This window comes from Limnobacter sp. UBA7229 (genome assembly GCF_002473065.1).
GTDB classification, from domain to species: Bacteria; Pseudomonadota; Gammaproteobacteria; order Burkholderiales; family Burkholderiaceae_B; genus Limnobacter; species Limnobacter profundi.
The window spans coordinates 311,311-327,790 of sequence record NZ_DKTN01000022.1; the positions used below are offsets into that span (position 1 = coordinate 311,311).

At 51.4% G+C, this 16,480-nt stretch carries 17 protein-coding genes; 3 read left to right on the top strand and 14 right to left on the bottom strand.

The window, feature by feature from the left end:
* Nucleotides 1-2 precede the first annotated feature (2 nt).
* Nucleotides 3-527, top strand: coding sequence for a gamma carbonic anhydrase family protein (locus B4C79_RS13270; RefSeq protein WP_171098585.1), 525 nt, complete (start codon nucleotides 3-5; stop codon nucleotides 525-527).
* Nucleotides 528-549: 22 nt separating this feature from the next.
* Nucleotides 550-1,479, top strand: a complete 930-nt coding sequence (locus B4C79_RS13275) for an Hsp33 family molecular chaperone HslO (protein ID WP_105028793.1) — start codon at nucleotides 550-552, stop codon at nucleotides 1,477-1,479.
* Here B4C79_RS13275 and ftsB read toward each other — a convergent pair.
* From ftsB to B4C79_RS13305, 6 genes are all read right to left on the bottom strand, one after another.
* Complete coding sequence (gene ftsB, locus B4C79_RS13280; protein ID WP_171098580.1) at nucleotides 1,476-1,805, bottom strand: cell division protein FtsB; 330 nt, start codon at nucleotides 1,803-1,805, stop codon at nucleotides 1,476-1,478. The genes B4C79_RS13275 and ftsB overlap by 4 nt on opposite strands.
* A 46-nt stretch (nucleotides 1,806-1,851) precedes the next feature.
* The gene (gene eno, locus B4C79_RS13285; protein ID WP_105028791.1) at nucleotides 1,852-3,135 is read right to left on the bottom strand and encodes a phosphopyruvate hydratase; all 1,284 of its coding nucleotides are present in this window, start codon (nucleotides 3,133-3,135) and stop codon (nucleotides 1,852-1,854) included.
* A 47-nt stretch (nucleotides 3,136-3,182) separates the two neighbouring features.
* Nucleotides 3,183-4,040: a 3-deoxy-8-phosphooctulonate synthase gene (kdsA, locus tag B4C79_RS13290; RefSeq protein ID WP_171098577.1), complete on the bottom strand. Its 858-nt coding sequence runs from the start codon at nucleotides 4,038-4,040 to the stop codon at nucleotides 3,183-3,185.
* Between the two features lie 25 nt (nucleotides 4,041-4,065).
* Nucleotides 4,066-5,712, bottom strand: a complete 1,647-nt coding sequence (locus tag B4C79_RS13295; protein ID WP_105028789.1) for a CTP synthase — start codon at nucleotides 5,710-5,712, stop codon at nucleotides 4,066-4,068.
* 111 nt (nucleotides 5,713-5,823) lie between these two features.
* Nucleotides 5,824-6,468, bottom strand: a complete 645-nt coding sequence (locus B4C79_RS13300) for a 3-oxoacid CoA-transferase subunit B (protein WP_105028788.1) — start codon at nucleotides 6,466-6,468, stop codon at nucleotides 5,824-5,826.
* A 12-nt stretch (nucleotides 6,469-6,480) separates the two neighbouring features.
* Nucleotides 6,481-7,185: a CoA transferase subunit A gene (locus tag B4C79_RS13305; protein WP_171098576.1), complete on the bottom strand. Its 705-nt coding sequence runs from the start codon at nucleotides 7,183-7,185 to the stop codon at nucleotides 6,481-6,483.
* Nucleotides 7,186-7,394: 209 nt separating this feature from the next.
* Here B4C79_RS13305 and B4C79_RS13310 point away from each other — a divergent pair, with 209 nt between their 5' ends.
* The gene (locus B4C79_RS13310) at nucleotides 7,395-9,047 is read left to right on the top strand and encodes an electron transfer flavoprotein-ubiquinone oxidoreductase (protein ID WP_291739575.1); all 1,653 of its coding nucleotides are present in this window, start codon (nucleotides 7,395-7,397) and stop codon (nucleotides 9,045-9,047) included.
* 75 nt (nucleotides 9,048-9,122) lie between these two features.
* Here the strand turns inward: B4C79_RS13310 and B4C79_RS13315 are convergent, their stop codons facing one another.
* From B4C79_RS13315 to nuoI, 8 genes are all read right to left on the bottom strand, one after another.
* Nucleotides 9,123-9,551 carry a hypothetical protein gene (locus B4C79_RS13315; protein ID WP_291739576.1) on the bottom strand — a complete coding sequence of 143 codons (429 nt, stop codon included), beginning with the start codon at nucleotides 9,549-9,551 and terminating at the stop codon, nucleotides 9,123-9,125.
* A gap of 86 nt (nucleotides 9,552-9,637) precedes the next feature.
* Nucleotides 9,638-9,940, bottom strand: coding sequence for a DUF2818 family protein (locus B4C79_RS13320; RefSeq protein WP_291739577.1), 303 nt, complete (start codon nucleotides 9,938-9,940; stop codon nucleotides 9,638-9,640).
* Nucleotides 9,941-9,982: 42 nt separating this feature from the next.
* Nucleotides 9,983-11,464, bottom strand: coding sequence for an NADH-quinone oxidoreductase subunit NuoN (gene nuoN, locus B4C79_RS13325; protein ID WP_291739578.1), 1,482 nt, complete (start codon nucleotides 11,462-11,464; stop codon nucleotides 9,983-9,985).
* Nucleotides 11,465-11,486: 22 nt separating this feature from the next.
* A complete protein-coding gene (locus B4C79_RS13330) occupies nucleotides 11,487-12,968 on the bottom strand; it encodes an NADH-quinone oxidoreductase subunit M (protein ID WP_171098568.1) in 1,482 nt (493 codons plus the stop codon).
* A gap of 39 nt (nucleotides 12,969-13,007) precedes the next feature.
* Nucleotides 13,008-14,993 (bottom strand): NADH-quinone oxidoreductase subunit L, encoded by a 1,986-nt coding sequence (gene nuoL / locus B4C79_RS13335; protein WP_291739579.1) that lies wholly within the window; start codon nucleotides 14,991-14,993, stop codon nucleotides 13,008-13,010.
* Between the two features lie 6 nt (nucleotides 14,994-14,999).
* Entirely contained in the window at nucleotides 15,000-15,305 is a 306-nt protein-coding gene (gene nuoK, locus B4C79_RS13340; protein WP_008251215.1) for an NADH-quinone oxidoreductase subunit NuoK, read from the bottom strand.
* Between the two features lie 16 nt (nucleotides 15,306-15,321).
* Nucleotides 15,322-15,954 carry an NADH-quinone oxidoreductase subunit J gene (locus B4C79_RS13345; protein ID WP_105028782.1) on the bottom strand — a complete coding sequence of 211 codons (633 nt, stop codon included), beginning with the start codon at nucleotides 15,952-15,954 and terminating at the stop codon, nucleotides 15,322-15,324.
* Nucleotides 15,955-15,984: 30 nt separating this feature from the next.
* The gene (nuoI, locus tag B4C79_RS13350; protein ID WP_008251211.1) at nucleotides 15,985-16,476 is read right to left on the bottom strand and encodes an NADH-quinone oxidoreductase subunit NuoI; all 492 of its coding nucleotides are present in this window, start codon (nucleotides 16,474-16,476) and stop codon (nucleotides 15,985-15,987) included.
* Nucleotides 16,477-16,480 lie beyond the last annotated feature (4 nt).

Below are 16,480 nucleotides of genomic sequence, written 5' to 3' on the forward strand. Positions count from 1 at the left end.
TTATGGCCAAGTACAAAATCAATGGCGAAGCCCCCACCGTGCACGCCAGCGCCTATGTGGCCGAAATGGCCAGCATCATTGGCAAAGTGCAACTTGATGAAAACACGTCGGTTTGGGATTTCGCGGCCATTCGCGGCGACAACGAATTGATCCACATTATGGAAGGCAGCAATGTACAGGAAGGCGCCGTGTTACACACCGACATTGGCTATCCCATGGTGGTCGGAAGAAATGTCACCGTGGGGCACCAGGCCTGTCTGCACGGCTGCACCATAGGCGAAGGCAGTTTGATTGGCATTCGTTCAGTGGTGCTGAACGGCGCAAAGATTGGAAAAAACTGTATCATCGGCGCCGGTGCCCTGATCACCGAAGGCAAAGAAATTCCCGACCGCTCGCTGGTGGTCGGTTCGCCCGGAAAAGTGATCCGAACCCTGAACGACGACGAAGTGGCACGCCTGATTGGCGCTGCCTTCTACGTGCAAAAAGCCAAGCTGTTCAAAGAAACGCTTGAACGAATAGACAACTAATTTTTTGCCTCAATTTGTACCCATGACCGACACACTACGCACCCTGATCTTTGATCAATCCAGTTGCCGAGCGCACTTGGTACATTTGTCAAAAGCCTGGCAACAAGTGGTCAACAACAATGACTACCCAAGGCCGGTTCAAAAAGTACTGGGTGAACTGGTTGCGGCAAGCACCATGTTGTCAGCCTCCTTGAAGTTTGAAGGCTCGCTGATTATTCAAATTCAGGGCGACGGACCCATTCGTTTGCTGGTGGCGGAGTGCAATAGCCGTTTGGGTTTGCGCGCCACCGTGAAATTGGTTGAAGGTACACAAATTCCCGAGAATGCCAGTTTCAAAGACCTGGTCAATGCCACAGGCAAGGGCATATGTGCAATTATTCTGGACCCACGCAATCGCCTGCCGGGTCAGGCCCCCTACCAAGGCATTGTGCCGCTTGCGGGTACCTCTGTGGCTGATTCGCTTGAAGCGTACATGCACAGCAGCGAGCAACTGGAAACCCGCCTTGTTCTGAACTCCGACGCCACCACAGCAGCGGGCGTCATGCTTCAGCAAATGCCACAACATGGCGGTGTTGTTTCAAGCAAAGAATTCGATGCTGACGGCTGGGATCGATTGAAGGCCTTGATCAATACGCTGCAAACCGAGGAACACCTGGCCACCGAAACCGATGAATTGGCCAAGCGTCTTTTTTGGGAAGAAGACCCGGATGGACTGGCAGAACGCCAGGCACATTTTGAATGCACCTGTTCACGTGACAAAGTTGGAAAAATGTTGCTTTCTTTGGGACAGGCCGAACTGGATGATGCTTTGTCCGAAAACCCGACTGTAGAAATTCAGTGTGACTTCTGCAATGCAAATTACTCATTCACTCGAGCCGATTGCAACGCGCTATTTACCGAAAGTTCTCACCACGAAGGTCCACAAGAACCCCAGCCTCCCACCTTGCACTAATTCGAGGATTCTGCCGCGGCACCTGGTGGTGTGGCGGCTGGCTGGCTGCGCGGCTCAATCAACTGAATAAACACCTCGTCTTTCTTGATCATGCCAAAGTCATTTCTGGCGCGCTCCTCAATCGCCTCAACGCCCTCGCTCAAACTGCGCACATCACCCTCGAGTTGTTGATTGCGCAAACGCAGCGCGTCATTCACCTGCTTTTGCTGTTCAAGCTGATCTTCAAGGTCACTGACGCGCAGCATCCCGCCTTTGCCAAACCACAGTGGGTATTGAAGCAAAATCAGCAAGGCAAAAAGGACAAGTGAAATCAGCCTGGGGTTCATATACAAGAAGGCCCCGCACTGCGGGGCCACCTTCGATTAATACCGATTAATCCAGGTTGTAGAAGGCTGAACGGCCGGGGTAGTAAGCAATGTCACCCAAATCCTCTTCAATGCGCAACAGCTGGTTGTACTTGGCAATGCGGTCTGAACGGCTCATAGAACCTGTCTTGATCTGCATGGCATTGGTACCCACCGCAATATCGGCAATGGTGCTGTCTTCTGTTTCGCCTGAACGGTGAGAAATAACCGCTGTGTAGCGAGCACGCTTGGCCATCTCAATGGCAGCAAAGGTTTCAGTCAAAGTACCGATTTGATTGATCTTGATCAGAATGGAGTTGGCGATTTTCTTTTCGATGCCTTCGGCCAAAATCTTGGTGTTGGTTACGAACAGGTCATCCCCCACCAACTGCACCTTGCGGCCCATGGTTTTTGACAAATAAGCCCAACCGTCCCAATCGTCTTCGGCCATGCCGTCTTCGATCGAAATAATGGGGTACTTGTTGCACCAGCTCTCCAGGAGGTGTGCGAATTCCTGTGAACTCAGCTCCATGCCCTCACCGGCCAGCTTGTACTTGCCACCTTTGTAAAACTCAGAGGCTGCACAATCCAGGCCCAAAGCCACCTGCGTGCCAGGCTCAAAACCAGCGGTTTCAATCGCCTGAATAATCATTTGAATGGCAGCTTCATGGTTGGCTACAGAAGGCGCAAAACCGCCTTCATCGCCCACGGCTGTTGACATGCCTTTGTCGTGAATAATTTTCTTCAGTGCGTGGAACACTTCAGCACCGTAGCGAATAGCCTCGCGGAAAGAAGGCGCCCCCACCGGCAAAATCATGAACTCTTGCAAATCGAGGTTGTTGTTGGCGTGTGCACCACCATTGATTACGTTCATCATGGGCACTGGCAGGCTCATGCCTCCCATACCACCGAAGTAACGGTACAAGGGCAAACCAGTTTCTTCAGCTGCAGCACGGGCCACGGCCATGGAAACCGCCAAAGTGGCGTTGGCACCCAGGCGGCTCTTGTTCTCTGTACCGTCCAGGTCAATCAGGTTTTGATCCAGAAACACCTGCTCTTGCGCATCCAGGCCCAAAATTGCTTCGGAAATCTCGGTGTTGATGTTTTCAACCGCGCGCAACACGCCTTTGCCCAAATAACGGGACTTGTCACCGTCACGCAGTTCAACGGCTTCGCGAGTACCCGTGGACGCACCAGAGGGCACGGCCGCACGACCCATGGCACCACTTTCCAGCAACACGTCACATTCCACGGTGGGATTGCCGCGAGAATCAATAACCTCACGACCAATCACGTCAACAATTGCGCTCATAGTTTCCTCTTGGATGGATTAAATTCTGTTTTGAATACTCGGCCTGTTTATTTCATCAGGTCTGTTTCGGCCAATGGGCCAGACTTCACCAAACGGTCCAGTTCCTGCAAGGTGGCCAACAAGGCTTTCATGCGAGGTAAGGGCCAGGCGTTGGGGCCATCTGACATCGCTTTGGCGGGGTCAGGGTGACTTTCCATAAACAAACCTGCCACGCCCACTGCAACAGCGGCGCGCGCCAACACGGGCACAAATTCACGCTGACCACCACTGGCCGTACCCTGCCCGCCCGGCAACTGCACACTGTGCGTGGCATCAAACACCACTGGACAACCTGTGTTGCGCATGATGGCCAAGCTACGCATGTCGGAAACCAGGTTGTTGTAACCAAAGCTTACACCGCGCTCACACACCATGATGTTCTTGCCATCACCGCCGGCTTCAATGGCGGCAGTTCGGGCTTTGTCCACCACGTTGACCATGTCGCCAGGAGCCAGAAACTGGCCTTTCTTGATGTTCACTGGCTTGCCACAGGTGGCCACAGCCTCAATGAAGTCAGTTTGACGACACAAAAAGGCAGGGGTTTGCAACACATCCACCACGCTGGCCACTGTCGTGATCTCTTCAATCGCGTGTACATCGGTCAGAATGTTGACGTTCAGGGTTTTCTTTACATTGGCCAGAATATCAAGCCCTTTGTCCATGCCCAGACCGCGGAAACTTTTGCCCGAACTGCGGTTGGCTTTGTCGTACGAGCTTTTGTAAATAAAAGGCACACCCAGCGACTCGCAGATTTCCTTGAGCTGGCCTGCCGTGTCCATGGCCATTTGTTCACTTTCAATCACGCATGGGCCAGCGATCAGGAAAAATGGTTTGTCCAAACCCACTTCAAAATTGCATAGTTTCATCAGGTGTCCTCCTGTTGGGTCCAGCTTATAACGCTTTGGCCAATTTGTGGGCCAAAGCAGCCTTCACGTAGGCCAAAAACAAGGGGTGGCTGTCTCGTGGGGTGCTGGTGAATTCGGGGTGAAACTGCACGCCGAAAAACCAAGGGTGATCTGGCAATTCCATGATTTCCGGCAAATTTTCAGTCGGCGTACGGGCAGAAATACGCAGGCCGGCCTCTTCAAGTTGAGGCACATAGTTATTGTTCACCTCATAACGGTGACGATGGCGCTCATTCACCTCGGGGCCATAGATGGATTCAGCCAAAGTGCCGGGCTTGATCGGGCAGCGCTGCGAGCCCAGGCGCATGGTGCCGCCCAAATCGCTTTGGTCGGATCGAAGCTCGACTTTACCTGTGCTGTCTTTCCACTCGGTGATCAGGGCCACCACTGGCGTATCGGCCAGGCTGTCAAATTCGGTCGAGTTGGCTTTGGGCAACCCCGCGCAATGTCGCGCAAATTCAATCACGGCCAACTGCATGCCCAAACAAATGCCCAAGTAAGGCACCTTGTTTTCTCGGGCATATTGAATCGCCTTGATTTTGCCTTCCGTGCCGCGCTTGCCAAAACCACCGGGCACCAAAATGGCATCCAGCTTCTTCAAACTTTCAGTACCGTGGGCTTCAATTTCCTCGGAGTCAATGTAATTGATGTTCACCTTGGTTCGTGTGTGCAAGCCAGCATGATTCAAGGCTTCGATCAGGGATTTATACGACTCGGTCAAATCGACGTACTTGCCCACCATGCCAATGGTGATGTTTTGCTCGGGATTTTCCTGCGCATGTACAATTTCAGCCCACTTCGACAAATCTGCGCGAGGCGCTTCAATGTTCAGCTTTTCCAGCACAATGTCATCAAGCTTTTGGGCTTCAAGCATGGCTGGAATTTTGTAAATGGTGTCAGCGTCCCAAACGGAAATAACAGCTTCCAGTTGCACATTCGAGAACATGGAAATCTTGGCGCGCTCGTCATCGGGAATACGGCGATCGGCGCGACACAGCAAGGCATCGGGATAAATACCGATTTCCCTGAGTTTTTGTACACTGTGTTGGGTAGGCTTGGTTTTCAGTTCACCGGCAGAAGCAATAAATGGAACCAATGTGAGGTGCACAAAACACGCACTGTTGCGGCCCAGGCGCAGGCTCATCTGGCGAACAGCTTCAAGGAATGGCAAAGACTCAATGTCACCTACGGTGCCGCCAATTTCAACAATGGCCACATCGGTTTCACCGCCCCAGGCTGCGCGCGCACCTTTCTCAATAAAAGCTTGAATTTCATTGGTAATGTGGGGAATCACCTGAACGGTTTTGCCAAGGTATTCGCCGCGACGCTCTTTGCGCAGCACAGATTCATAAATCTGGCCGGTGGTGAAGTTGTTTGACTTCTTCATTTTCGTGGAAATGAAGCGCTCGTAGTGCCCCAGGTCCAGATCAGTTTCGGCGCCGTCTTCGGTGACAAACACCTCGCCGTGCTGGAATGGGCTCATGGTGCCGGGGTCCACGTTGATGTACGGGTCCAGTTTGAGCATGGTGACTTTCAGACCGCGACTTTCAAGAATCGCGGCCAAAGATGCTGCGGCAATACCTTTGCCAAGGGACGAGACAACCCCGCCGGTAACGAATACATATTTGGTCATAGTGCCAGGCGGCGCTCTGTTCGGCGCTCAGTAGGGCGCACAATTGAGCGAATTGTGCGCTGTTTGAAAGCAGAATTATAACCTGAGCGCGCTTGGTCCATGCCAGTGATCTTAACTAAACTTCAGTTCGCACCCTGTTTTTTCTTGGAGTTCTTCTCTAGACACGCCCGGTGCAATCTCAAGCACCTGGAGGCCTTCCAAGCCCACATCCATCACGGCAAGGTCAGTGATAATGCGATTGACCACACCTTTGCCTGTCAACGGCAAGGTGCATTCCGGCAGAATTTTAAGGTCGGTGGTGCCGTCTTTCTTGCGGGCCACATGCTCCATCAACACCACAACACGGGAAACACCAGCCACCAAATCCATGGCACCACCCATGCCTTTCACCAACTTGCCAGGAATCATCCAGTTGGCCAAGTCGCCCTTTTGGCTCACCTGCATGGCACCCAAAATGGCCAAGTTAATGTGCCCGCCGCGAATCATTGCGAAAGACTCCGAGCTGGAAAAGAATGCCGACCCATCCAGTGTAGTCACGGTTTGCTTGCCCGCATTGATCAAATCCGCATCCACCTGCGCCTCGGTCGGGAATGGGCCAATACCCAACAATCCGTTTTCACTTTGCAGCATCACATCCATGCCGTCAGGAATGTGGTTACTGACCAGGGTGGGCAATCCAATACCCAAATTTACATAAAAACCGTCTTGCAATTCACGCGCTGCGCGTGCTGCCATTTCATCGTGATTCCATGCCATTTGTTGTTCTCCTTATTGTGCTGTGGTCGCCAGGGTACGTTTCTCAATCCGCTTTTCAGGATTGGCATTCAACACCACACGCTGCACGTAAATACCGGGGGTATGAATAAAGTTGGGATCGAGCGCGCCCACCTCCACAATTTCCTCAACCTCAACCACAGTGAATTTTGAAGCTGCAGCACATTCAGGGTTGAAATTGCGCGCGGTAAGGCGATAAATAAGGTTGCCCGAAGTGTCTGCCTTCCACGCTTTTACCAATGAAATATCCGCCTTCAGACTGTGTTCCAACACATAATTTTCCCCATTGATCACTCGGGTTTCCTTACCCTCGGCAATCACGGTTCCAAAACCAGTTTTGGTGAAGAACGCGGGAATACCAGCACCACCAGCGCGCAGCTTTTCGGCCAAAGTGCCCTGCGGCGTGAATTCCAGTTCCAGTTCACCACTGAGGTACTGGCGCTCAAATTCCTTGTTCTCGCCAACATACGACGAAATCATTTTGCGAACCTGCCTGGTTTCCAGCAGACGCCCCAAACCGAAACCGTCCACACCTGCGTTGTTTGAGATCACCGTGAGGTTTTTTGCACCAGATGCACGAACCGCGTCAATCAGCGCCTCTGGAATGCCACAGAGGCCAAAACCACCCACAGCAAGCGTCATCCCGTCTTTGATCTTGTCCGCCAAAGCCTCTGTGGCACTGGCTGATACTTTATTCATCCCCATTTTTATTCCTCATGCTTTGAATTTGTGCCGTTAGTTTAACGTTTAAGCGCTTACAAACTTCTTGCTGCAACGCACAAAATCAAGTTTCTCAGACTAGAGATCAAAGTCAACTATTTTTTCCCGATATGCAATAAGCTTTCGGCTTAAAATCAAAGCTGCATCTAGCTGTAGCACCCGCGACAAATTTTAAGGAGACGCACCCAATGTCGGCTGTCGAAAGAGACATGATGGAATACGACGTAGTGGTAGTTGGCGGAGGCCCTGCTGGCCTGTCAACAGCCATTCGCCTGAAACAAGTGGCCGCAGAAAAAGGCCAGGAAATCAATGTGTGCGTTTTGGAGAAAGGCTCTGAGGTTGGCGCCCATATTTTGTCAGGCGCAGTCATGGACCCACGCGCAATCACCGAACTTTTTCCTGACTGGAAAGAGCGCGGCGCCCCACTGAACACGGAAGTGACGGAAGACCAGTTTTTATTCCTCACTGAAACGTCTGCCAAGAAAGTACCCAACGCACTGTTGCCTGAATGTTTCCAGAACCATGGTAATTACGTAATCAGCCTGGCCAACGTTGTGCGCTGGCTTGGCGAACAGGCGGAGGCTTTGGGCGTAGAAGTATTTCCTGGGTTTGCAGGTGCGGAAATTCTGTACGATGACAAAGGTGCCGTAAAAGGCGTGCAAACCGGCGACATGGGCATTGGCAAAGACGGGGAACACACCCACGCTTACCAACCCGGCATGGAACTGCATGCCAAATACACCGTGTTTGCTGAAGGTGTACGCGGCCATTTGGGCAAACGCGTCATTGAAAAATTTAATCTGAACGAAGGCCGTGATCCACAGGTGTATGGTATCGGCTTAAAAGAACTGTGGGAAATCGATCCAGCCAAGCACAAGCCTGGTTTGGTGATTCACTCCGGTGGCTGGCCTCTCGATTCAAGCACCTACGGTGGTTCATTCCTTTACCACCTGGAAAATAACCAGGTTGCAGTGGGTTTTGTGGTGGGCTTGGCCTACGAAAATCCCTACCTGTCTCCATTTGAAGAATTTCAGCGCTACAAAACACACCCTGAAATTCGCAAGTACTTTGAAGGTGGGAAGCGCATCTCCTACGGTGCACGCGCCATTGCGGCAGGCGGCCTGATGAGCCTTCCAAAACTGGTATTTCCAGGCGGCGCGCTTGTGGGTTGTGATGCTGGCTTTTTGAATGCCTCGCGAATCAAAGGTTCTCACGCCGCGATCAAGAGTGGCATGCTTTGCGCCGATGCGATCGCAGACGCCCTGGCACAAGACCGCGCTGGCGACGAGCTGGAAGCCTATCCAAAGGCCTTCCACGACTCTTGGCTGTTTGATGAACTGTACCGCGCGCGCAACTTCAAACAGTGGATGAGCAAAGGTTTGTACACCGGCACCATGATGGTGGGTATTGAGCAAAAGCTGTTCAAAGGCAAGGTGCCTTGGACATTGCACCACAAGCACGCAGACCATGAATGCCTGCGTCCTGCCTCTGAGTTTCAGCCGATCAACTACCCGAAACCTGACGGGAAAATCACGTTTGATCGTTTGAGCTCCGTGTTCATCTCCAACACCAACCACGAGGAAAACCAGCCTGCACACCTGACATTGAAGAATGCCGAGGTGCCCGTGGCCACAAACCTGACCACCTATGGGGGTCCAGAACAGCGCTACTGCCCGGCTGGTGTGTATGAGTACGTGAAGAAGGAAGATGGAAAGGACCAATTGCAGATCAATGCGCAAAACTGCGTACACTGCAAAACCTGCGACATCAAAGACCCGACACAGAACATCGTGTGGGTGACACCGGAAGGTGGTGGTGGCCCCAACTACCCCAATATGTAATTGTGCAAACCAAACAAAAACGCCGACTTGAAGTCGGCGTTTTTGTTGATAACACACAGGCCTCAAAAACAAAGATCATGAGGGCAAATCGGTTGTGGTTTCGCCCAACAAAGTCGAGTTCTCATTCGCATCAATCTCGAAAGTGTATTCCCCTTTGAGCAAATCAGTCACATAAGCAAATCTGCCAATGACTGTGACACCTTCTAGCGTCAGCTCGTAGTAACACCCTGCTGTTTGCCCACAACCTTGCTCAAAGAGCCTTCGACTGGTCTCTTCATCAATCCTGTCCACTGAATATTTCTGGTCCGCAATGTGAACCGTGACCGGTTTCCATTCTGTTTCACAGAAGTTCTCGATCACCTGAGCACCCGCCGACTTGTAAACCAACTCACAATCAGTTTTGGCAAGAAACTGCAATTTTCGAGTGGTAACTTCCGGCGAATTTGTGCACGCTGCAAGTACGAATAAGGCGGGTGCAATTACGCCGATCAGCAAACGTTTCATAACAGGGTTTCCTTGGAAGGACGTTTACTTTCAACGCAAGACAGGTGCAGTGGGAGTACAGACAAAAAAGACGGCGGAATGCGAACCTAACCTTTCGGCGATCGCCACAGGAAACGGTACACAAACCCTGGAAAAGCAAACACAAGAAACAGGCAAGCTGTTAAGGCATAAAATTCCCAGCGCTGGGGAGTTACCTGGCTCAAGCTTCCTTCAATTGCGAAGCCGATCAGGCCAACAATGAAGTAGCCCGCGATTACCTCAATCACCCGGGTCCAACCACCCTTTTTGGCCACAGGCAAAATACCCATCACGCGGTTGCTTACAAAAGGCAGGTTCGCAAACAGCAAGGCCAAGCCAAACAACAACCAATGCCCAATCGTCTGCGTCAAAACCTACCTCCCATGAATATTCAAAAAAGCCGAATTTATTAATTAACCAGCCAGTGTTTGCTGAATTGCAGTCATGCAATAAGCCATTAGAGGCGCAGGCAGCAAGCCCAGCGCGATCACAGCCAAGCCGTTCAAACCCAACACGGCGCGTGCATCATTGCCCATCACAATTTCAGTTTCATCAGCAGGGGCTTCAAAATACATCGTTTTCACAATACGAATGTAATAGAACGCACCCACCAGGCTGAACATCACTGCATAGACAGTCAACCAAACCTGACCAGTAGCCAACAAGGCTTTCAAAACTGACAACTTGGCAGCAAAACCCACCATGGGTGGAATACCTGCCAGTGAGAACATCAGCAACAACATAATCAAGGCCAACCATGGTGCACGCTTGTTCAACCCTTTCAGATCACTGATATTTTCAACCTCGAAACCTTTGCGCGACATCACCATAATCACGCCAAAAGTACCGAGGGTGGTCAGCACATAGGTAATGCTGTAGAACATGGCCGAGGAATAAGCCTGGGCAGCATTGCCAGTGTCTTGCCCGGCGCCTTGACCACTGACGCCGGAGAGGAAACCCAGCAACATGAAGCCCATTTGCGCAATGGTTGAATACGCCAACATGCGTTTCAAGCTGGTTTGTGCAATCGCGGTGAGGTTGCCTATGGCCAGCGAGGCAATTGCCAAAACCATCAACATGTTTTGCCAGTCAAATGCCATCACGAAAAGACCATCCACCAGCAGACGCATCAACATGGCAAATGCAGCCAGTTTGGGTGCGCCACTGATCAGCAAGGTCGAGATGGAAGGCGAACCCTGATACACATCAGGCACCCACATGTGGAAAGGAACCACACCCAGCTTGAAGGCGAGGCCCGCCACCAGAAATACGATACCAAATACAAAAACAATTGATTTTTGGCCCGACACAGCCGCGGTTGCAGCAAATGCGATATCAGCGTGATTCAGCGACCCTGTGGCACCATAAATCATCGACATGCCATACAACAGGAAACCTGAAGCCAAGGCGCCAAGAACAAAATACTTCATCGCAGCTTCGGTAGCGCGTACATTGTCTCGCTGCATGGCCACGGCGGCATACAGACTAAGCGACAACAGTTCGACACCCAGGTACACCAACAACAGGTTGTTGGCAGAAATCATGATCATCTGGCCAAGCAAGGCAAACAACACCAAGGCGTGCAGCTCTCCTTTGAACATGTCACGGTCTTTGGCATAGCTCGCACCCACTATCAGGGTGAATGCAATGGCCAATGCAGAAAAGCCCTTCAAGACCAAAGCCATGCTGTCAGCAATGTACATATTGGAGAAAGCCAGCTCGGTACCTGCCGTAGGTACCTGCGCCAGGCAATACACACCCAAACCGATGCAAAACAACACCACGATATTGTGCAGTATTGGCAGGATTCGGCCTTTGGTCACGCTGTCGGCAATCAGAAATGCACAGGCGAAAAGCGCCAGGGCAATTTCAGGAATAGCGAGTGAGAGATTCATCTGATCCACGAACATTCCTCAATTAAAGCTTGGACTGAGCCACATGTTGCAACAAGGCATCGACAGACACCTGCAACACGTCAGTAAAAGGTTTGGGGTACAGGCCCATGGCCATGACCAGAATTGCCAATGCACCCAGCATCAAGAATTCACGGGTGTTCACATCGGTCAATTCTTTCACGTTGTCGTTGGCTACCTCACCAAACACCACGCGCTTGTACATCCACAACGAATAAGCCGCACCAAAAATAAGGGTGGTCGCAGCCAGTAAACCAATCCAGAAGTTGTACTTCACTGCACCCAGAATCACCATGAACTCGCCCACAAAACCACTGGTGGCGGGAAGACCCGAGTTGGCCATTGCAAACAACAGGAAAAACGCTGCAAATTTGGGCATGGTGTTCACAACGCCACCATATGCAGAAATTTCACGGCTGTGAACGCGGTCGTAAAGTACACCGATACACAGGAACATAGCGCCCGAGACAAAACCGTGAGAAATCATCTGGATGATGGCGCCCTGCACTGCCAGGTCCTGAAACATGAAGAAACCCAAGGTGACAAAGCCCATGTGTGCGATGGATGAATAAGCCACCAGCTTTTTCATGTCTTTCTGAACCAAGGCAACCACACCGATATACACCACTGCGATCAGCGACAAAGTAATCATGAAGCCGGCCAGTTCATGGCTTGCATCTGGAGCAATCGGCATACTGAAACGCAGGAAGCCGTAAGCACCCAGCTTCAACATGATTGCAGCCAGTACCACGGAACCACCCGTGGGGGCTTCAACGTGCGCATCTGGCAACCAAGTGTGAACTGGCCACATAGGCACCTTCACGGCAAACGCCATGAGGAAAGCCAGGAAAATCAGTATTTGCTCAGTCATGCCCAAGGGCAATTTATGCCATGCCGCAATTTCGAACGTGCCTGACTGGAATTGCAGATAAATGATCGCAACCAAGGTGAGCAAAGAACCCAGCAGGGTGTACAAGAAGAACTTGAAGGCCGCATAAATTCGGTTAGGCCCCCCCCACACGCCCACGATGATGTACATCGGGATCAGCGTTGCTTCAAAGAATACATAAAACAGTAAACCATCGGTGGCAGCAAAAACACCCACCATCAAGCCCGACAAAATCAGGAAAGCGGCCATGTACTGCGCAACTTTCTCGGTGATTACTTCCCAAGCTGCCACCACCACAAAGATGGTGATGAGTGCTGTCAAGATGACAAACCACACCGACAAACCATCAACGCCCAGACCATACGAAGCGCCGAAGGCTTCAATCCAGGGCAAGTTCTCGACAAACTGCAATTGGGCGGTGCTGGTGTCAAAACCGAAGTACAAAGGCAAGGTAACCAGAAAACTGATTAGCGCTGCAATCAGGGAGGCACCCCGCACGGCACCTGCGTTTTTGTCATTGCCCAAGGCCATGATCAAAACACCAAAGGCAATTGGCAGCCAGATCGCCAAACTCAGATAAGGAATATTGTTAGACATTGATATTTTCCAATCGTAAGAACCGAGGTTCCGCCTTTGTTATTTGAGTGTGATGAAAGTGATGATCATGGCTAACACGCCAAGAATCATCGCGAACGCATAGTGGTAAATAAAACCACTTTGCGCGAATCGAACCACACCCGAGATCAAACCTACCAGTTTGGCACTGCCATTGACCAATAAACCATCGATCAACATACGGTCACCAAACTTCCAAAGCGCCTCGCCCAGGCCACGAGCCCCACCGGCAAACACTACTTCGTTGAACTTGTCCATGTAGTACTTGTTGTCCAGCAAAGTGTGCACTGGCTTCAAAGCCTTCATGAACGCTGCCGGAATCGCTGGTACCCACAGGTAGCAAACTGCTGCGGCAACCACACCGCCCAAGGCGAGCCAGAATGGCGCCGTTTGCAAAGAATGAACACCCATGGCCGCGGCACCATGGAAAATACTGCTGAGGCCTGCCATTGCACCGTGTTCTGGATTAATCGTGATCACACCCTCAAAAAAGGTGCCATGCAACATGGGCTCAACCGCAATATAACCAATGATTACCGAGGGAATTGCCAGCAAGATCAAGGGCAAGGTAACCACCCAGCGTGATTCGTGCGGCTGTACAGGTCCGTGATGGGCATGATGATCATCATCACCATGGTCGTCATGGTGCTGAACGTTATGGAAACGCTCTTTGCCATGGAACACCAGGAAATACATGCGGAAGCTGTAGAACGCAGTGATGAATACACCAGCCACCACAGCGAAATAAGCAAAGTCGGCCGCTGGCAGGGTACTGAAGTGCACTGCCTCGATGATGCTGTCTTTTGAGTAAAAACCTGAGAAGAACGGCGTACCAATCAAAGCAAGCGATCCCAACAAGGAAGTGAGCCATGTAATTGGCATGTACTTCCAAAGCCCGCCCATGTGGCGAATGTCCTGATCGTGGTGCATGCCGATAATCACGGAACCCGCGCCCAGGAACAACAAGGCCTTGAAGAAAGCGTGCGTCATCAGATGGAAAATGGCGACGGGGTAAGCGGACACACCCAAGGCCACTGTCATATAACCCAACTGCGATAGCGTTGAATACGCCACCACTCGTTTGATGTCGTTTTGAATAATGCCCAGAAAACCCATGAACAGCGCCGTGATTGAGCCTATCACCAACACAAAGTTCAAAGCGATGTCGCTGAGTTCAAACAACGGTGACATCCGGCTGACCATGAAAATACCTGCGGTCACCATGGTGGCTGCGTGAATCAAGGCGGAGATCGGTGTGGGGCCTTCCATTGAATCGGGCAGCCACACATGCAGCGGGAATTGGGCTGACTTGCCCATGGCACCGATAAACAGGCAGATACAGGCTACGGCCAGTAAAGGCCAGTCAGTGCCTGGCATGGTTTGGCCAGCAAGGTTATCTGCTTGCGCAAACACCTCGGCGTAGTTCATGGAACCCGCGGAAGCCATAATCAAGCCAATCCCGAGAATAAAACCGAAGTCGCCCACTCGGTTTACGAGAAACGCTTTCAGGTTGGCGTAAATGGCTGTTGGCTTGGTATACCAAAAACCAATCAGCAGGTATGAAACAAGACCCACCGCTTCCCAGCCAAAGAACAACTGCAGGAAGTTGTTGCTCATCACAAGCATCAACATGGAGAAGGTGAACAGCGAAATATAAGAGAAGAAGCGCTGATAACCTTCGTCTTCCTCCATATAGCCAATCGTATAGATATGCACCATGAGTGACACACTGGTCACCACCAACATCATCGTGGCTGTCAAGGTATCAATCAAGAAACCGACTTCAAACACCAAAGTGCCCACAACAGCCCATTCATAGAGGGTGCCGTTGAAGGTATTGCCCTCCATCACGTCCATGAACACCAGAATGGAAGCAATCAGGGAAATGGCAACGCCAGCAATGGTTGCTGTGTGCGCACCAGCACGGCCAATTTGCTTGCCGAAGAAACCGGCAAGAATGGCGCCGACCAGCGGAGCAAACGGAACGATCAAATACAAGGGATTCATTCGCGCTTACCCCTTTAGCTGGTCGAGATCTTCGACGTTGATTGAATTCATGTTGCGGAAAAGGACCACCAGAATTGCCAAACCAATTGCAGACTCGGCGGCGGCCACTGTGAGAATAAAGAAAACGAACAACTGCCCGGACAAATCGCCCAAGAAGTGAGAAAACGCAACGAAGTTCATGTTCACGGCCAGAAGCATCAGTTCAATGGCCATCAGAATCACGATCAGGTTTTTGCGGTTCAGGAAAATGCCAATCACGCTGATCGAGAACAAAATCGCGCCCAGCACGAGGTAATGAGAAAGTGAAATCATTGTTGTCTATTCCCGGTTAGGCTTGGCGACCGTCAGTGGTGTCGCTTTTGGTTTGTTTGCGGTCAAGATCAGCAGGCATGCTCACAAGCTTCACGCGGTCAGTTGACTTCACGCGAACCTGGTCTGAAGGCACCTGGCCTTTCGTGTCCTTGCGCTTGCGCAAGGTCAGCGCGATCGCCGCAACCATCGCCACCAACAAAATCAAGGCAGCCACTTCAAACGGATACAAATACTCGGTGTACAGCAACTTACCCAAGGCTTGAGTGTTGTTGGCAGCCTGTTCTGGCGTTTCCAGATTGGGGTCCCAAAAGCCACGCAGCAATACTACTGACATTTGGAAAGCGATCAGCGAGCCGACGATGGCAGCCACCGGCAGGTTTTTCCAGAAGCCAGCACGTACCTTGTCCATGTTCACATCGACCATCATGACCACGAACAGGAACAGCACCATCACCGCACCCACATAAACCAGCACCAGTGAAATGGCCAGGAACTCGGCCTCCAGCAACATCCACAGGGCAGATGCAGAGAAAAACGAAAGGACCAGGTACAAAGCTGCATGTACAGCATTGCTGGCGGTGATTACGCGCACCGCTGCAAATACCAAAATGGCGGCGAACACATAAAAGAAACCGGTTATTGCATCCATTGCATTTAGTCTTCTAAGTTTTGTATCGAGTTAACGGTAGGCCGCATCGGCTTCGCGGTTGGCTGCAATTTCAGCCTCATAACGATCGCCCACAGCCAGCAGCATTTCTTTGGTGAAATACAAATCACCGCGCTTCTCACCGTGATATTCGTGAATATGTGTTTCTACAATTGAATCCACCGGGCACGATTCTTCACAGAAACCGCAAAAAATACACTTGGTCAAATCAATGTCGTAACGGCTGGTCCGGCGTGTGCCGTCTTCGCGCTGTTCCGATTCAATCGTAATTGCCATGGCCGGGCATACTGCCTCACACAATTTGCATGCAATACAGCGCTCTTCGCCATTTTCATAGCGACGCAAGGCGTGCAATCCACGAAAACGTGGCGACATCGGTGTTTTCTCCATCGGGTAAAGCACCGTGATGGGTTGAGTGAACATATAACCCATGGTGAGCGCCATGCCTTTCAGCATCTCGCGCAGCAACAGACTGTTCAAAAATTCTTTAACAACTTGAAACATGGTT

Coding starts and splice junctions, on each gene's coding strand:
- B4C79_RS13270 (WP_171098585.1), top strand. CDS start 3: ATGGCCAAGTACAAAATCAATGGCGAAGCCCCCACCGTGCACGCCAGC.
- B4C79_RS13275 (WP_105028793.1), top strand. CDS start 550: ATGACCGACACACTACGCACCCTGATCTTTGATCAATCCAGTTGCCGA.
- ftsB (WP_171098580.1), bottom strand. CDS start 1,805: ATGAACCCCAGGCTGATTTCACTTGTCCTTTTTGCCTTGCTGATTTTG.
- eno (WP_105028791.1), bottom strand. CDS start 3,135: ATGAGCGCAATTGTTGACGTGATTGGTCGTGAGGTTATTGATTCTCGC.
- kdsA (WP_171098577.1), bottom strand. CDS start 4,040: ATGAAACTATGCAATTTTGAAGTGGGTTTGGACAAACCATTTTTCCTG.
- B4C79_RS13295 (WP_105028789.1), bottom strand. CDS start 5,712: ATGACCAAATATGTATTCGTTACCGGCGGGGTTGTCTCGTCCCTTGGC.
- B4C79_RS13300 (WP_105028788.1), bottom strand. CDS start 6,468: ATGGCATGGAATCACGATGAAATGGCAGCACGCGCAGCGCGTGAATTG.
- B4C79_RS13305 (WP_171098576.1), bottom strand. CDS start 7,185: ATGAATAAAGTATCAGCCAGTGCCACAGAGGCTTTGGCGGACAAGATC.
- B4C79_RS13310 (WP_291739575.1), top strand. CDS start 7,395: ATGTCGGCTGTCGAAAGAGACATGATGGAATACGACGTAGTGGTAGTT.
- B4C79_RS13315 (WP_291739576.1), bottom strand. CDS start 9,551: ATGAAACGTTTGCTGATCGGCGTAATTGCACCCGCCTTATTCGTACTT.
- nuoN (WP_291739578.1), bottom strand. CDS start 11,464: ATGAATCTCTCACTCGCTATTCCTGAAATTGCCCTGGCGCTTTTCGCC.
- B4C79_RS13330 (WP_171098568.1), bottom strand. CDS start 12,968: ATGTCTAACAATATTCCTTATCTGAGTTTGGCGATCTGGCTGCCAATT.
- nuoL (WP_291739579.1), bottom strand. CDS start 14,993: ATGAATCCCTTGTATTTGATCGTTCCGTTTGCTCCGCTGGTCGGCGCC.
- nuoK (WP_008251215.1), bottom strand. CDS start 15,305: ATGATTTCACTTTCTCATTACCTCGTGCTGGGCGCGATTTTGTTCTCG.
- B4C79_RS13345 (WP_105028782.1), bottom strand. CDS start 15,954: ATGGATGCAATAACCGGTTTCTTTTATGTGTTCGCCGCCATTTTGGTA.
- nuoI (WP_008251211.1), bottom strand. CDS start 16,476: ATGTTTCAAGTTGTTAAAGAATTTTTGAACAGTCTGTTGCTGCGCGAG.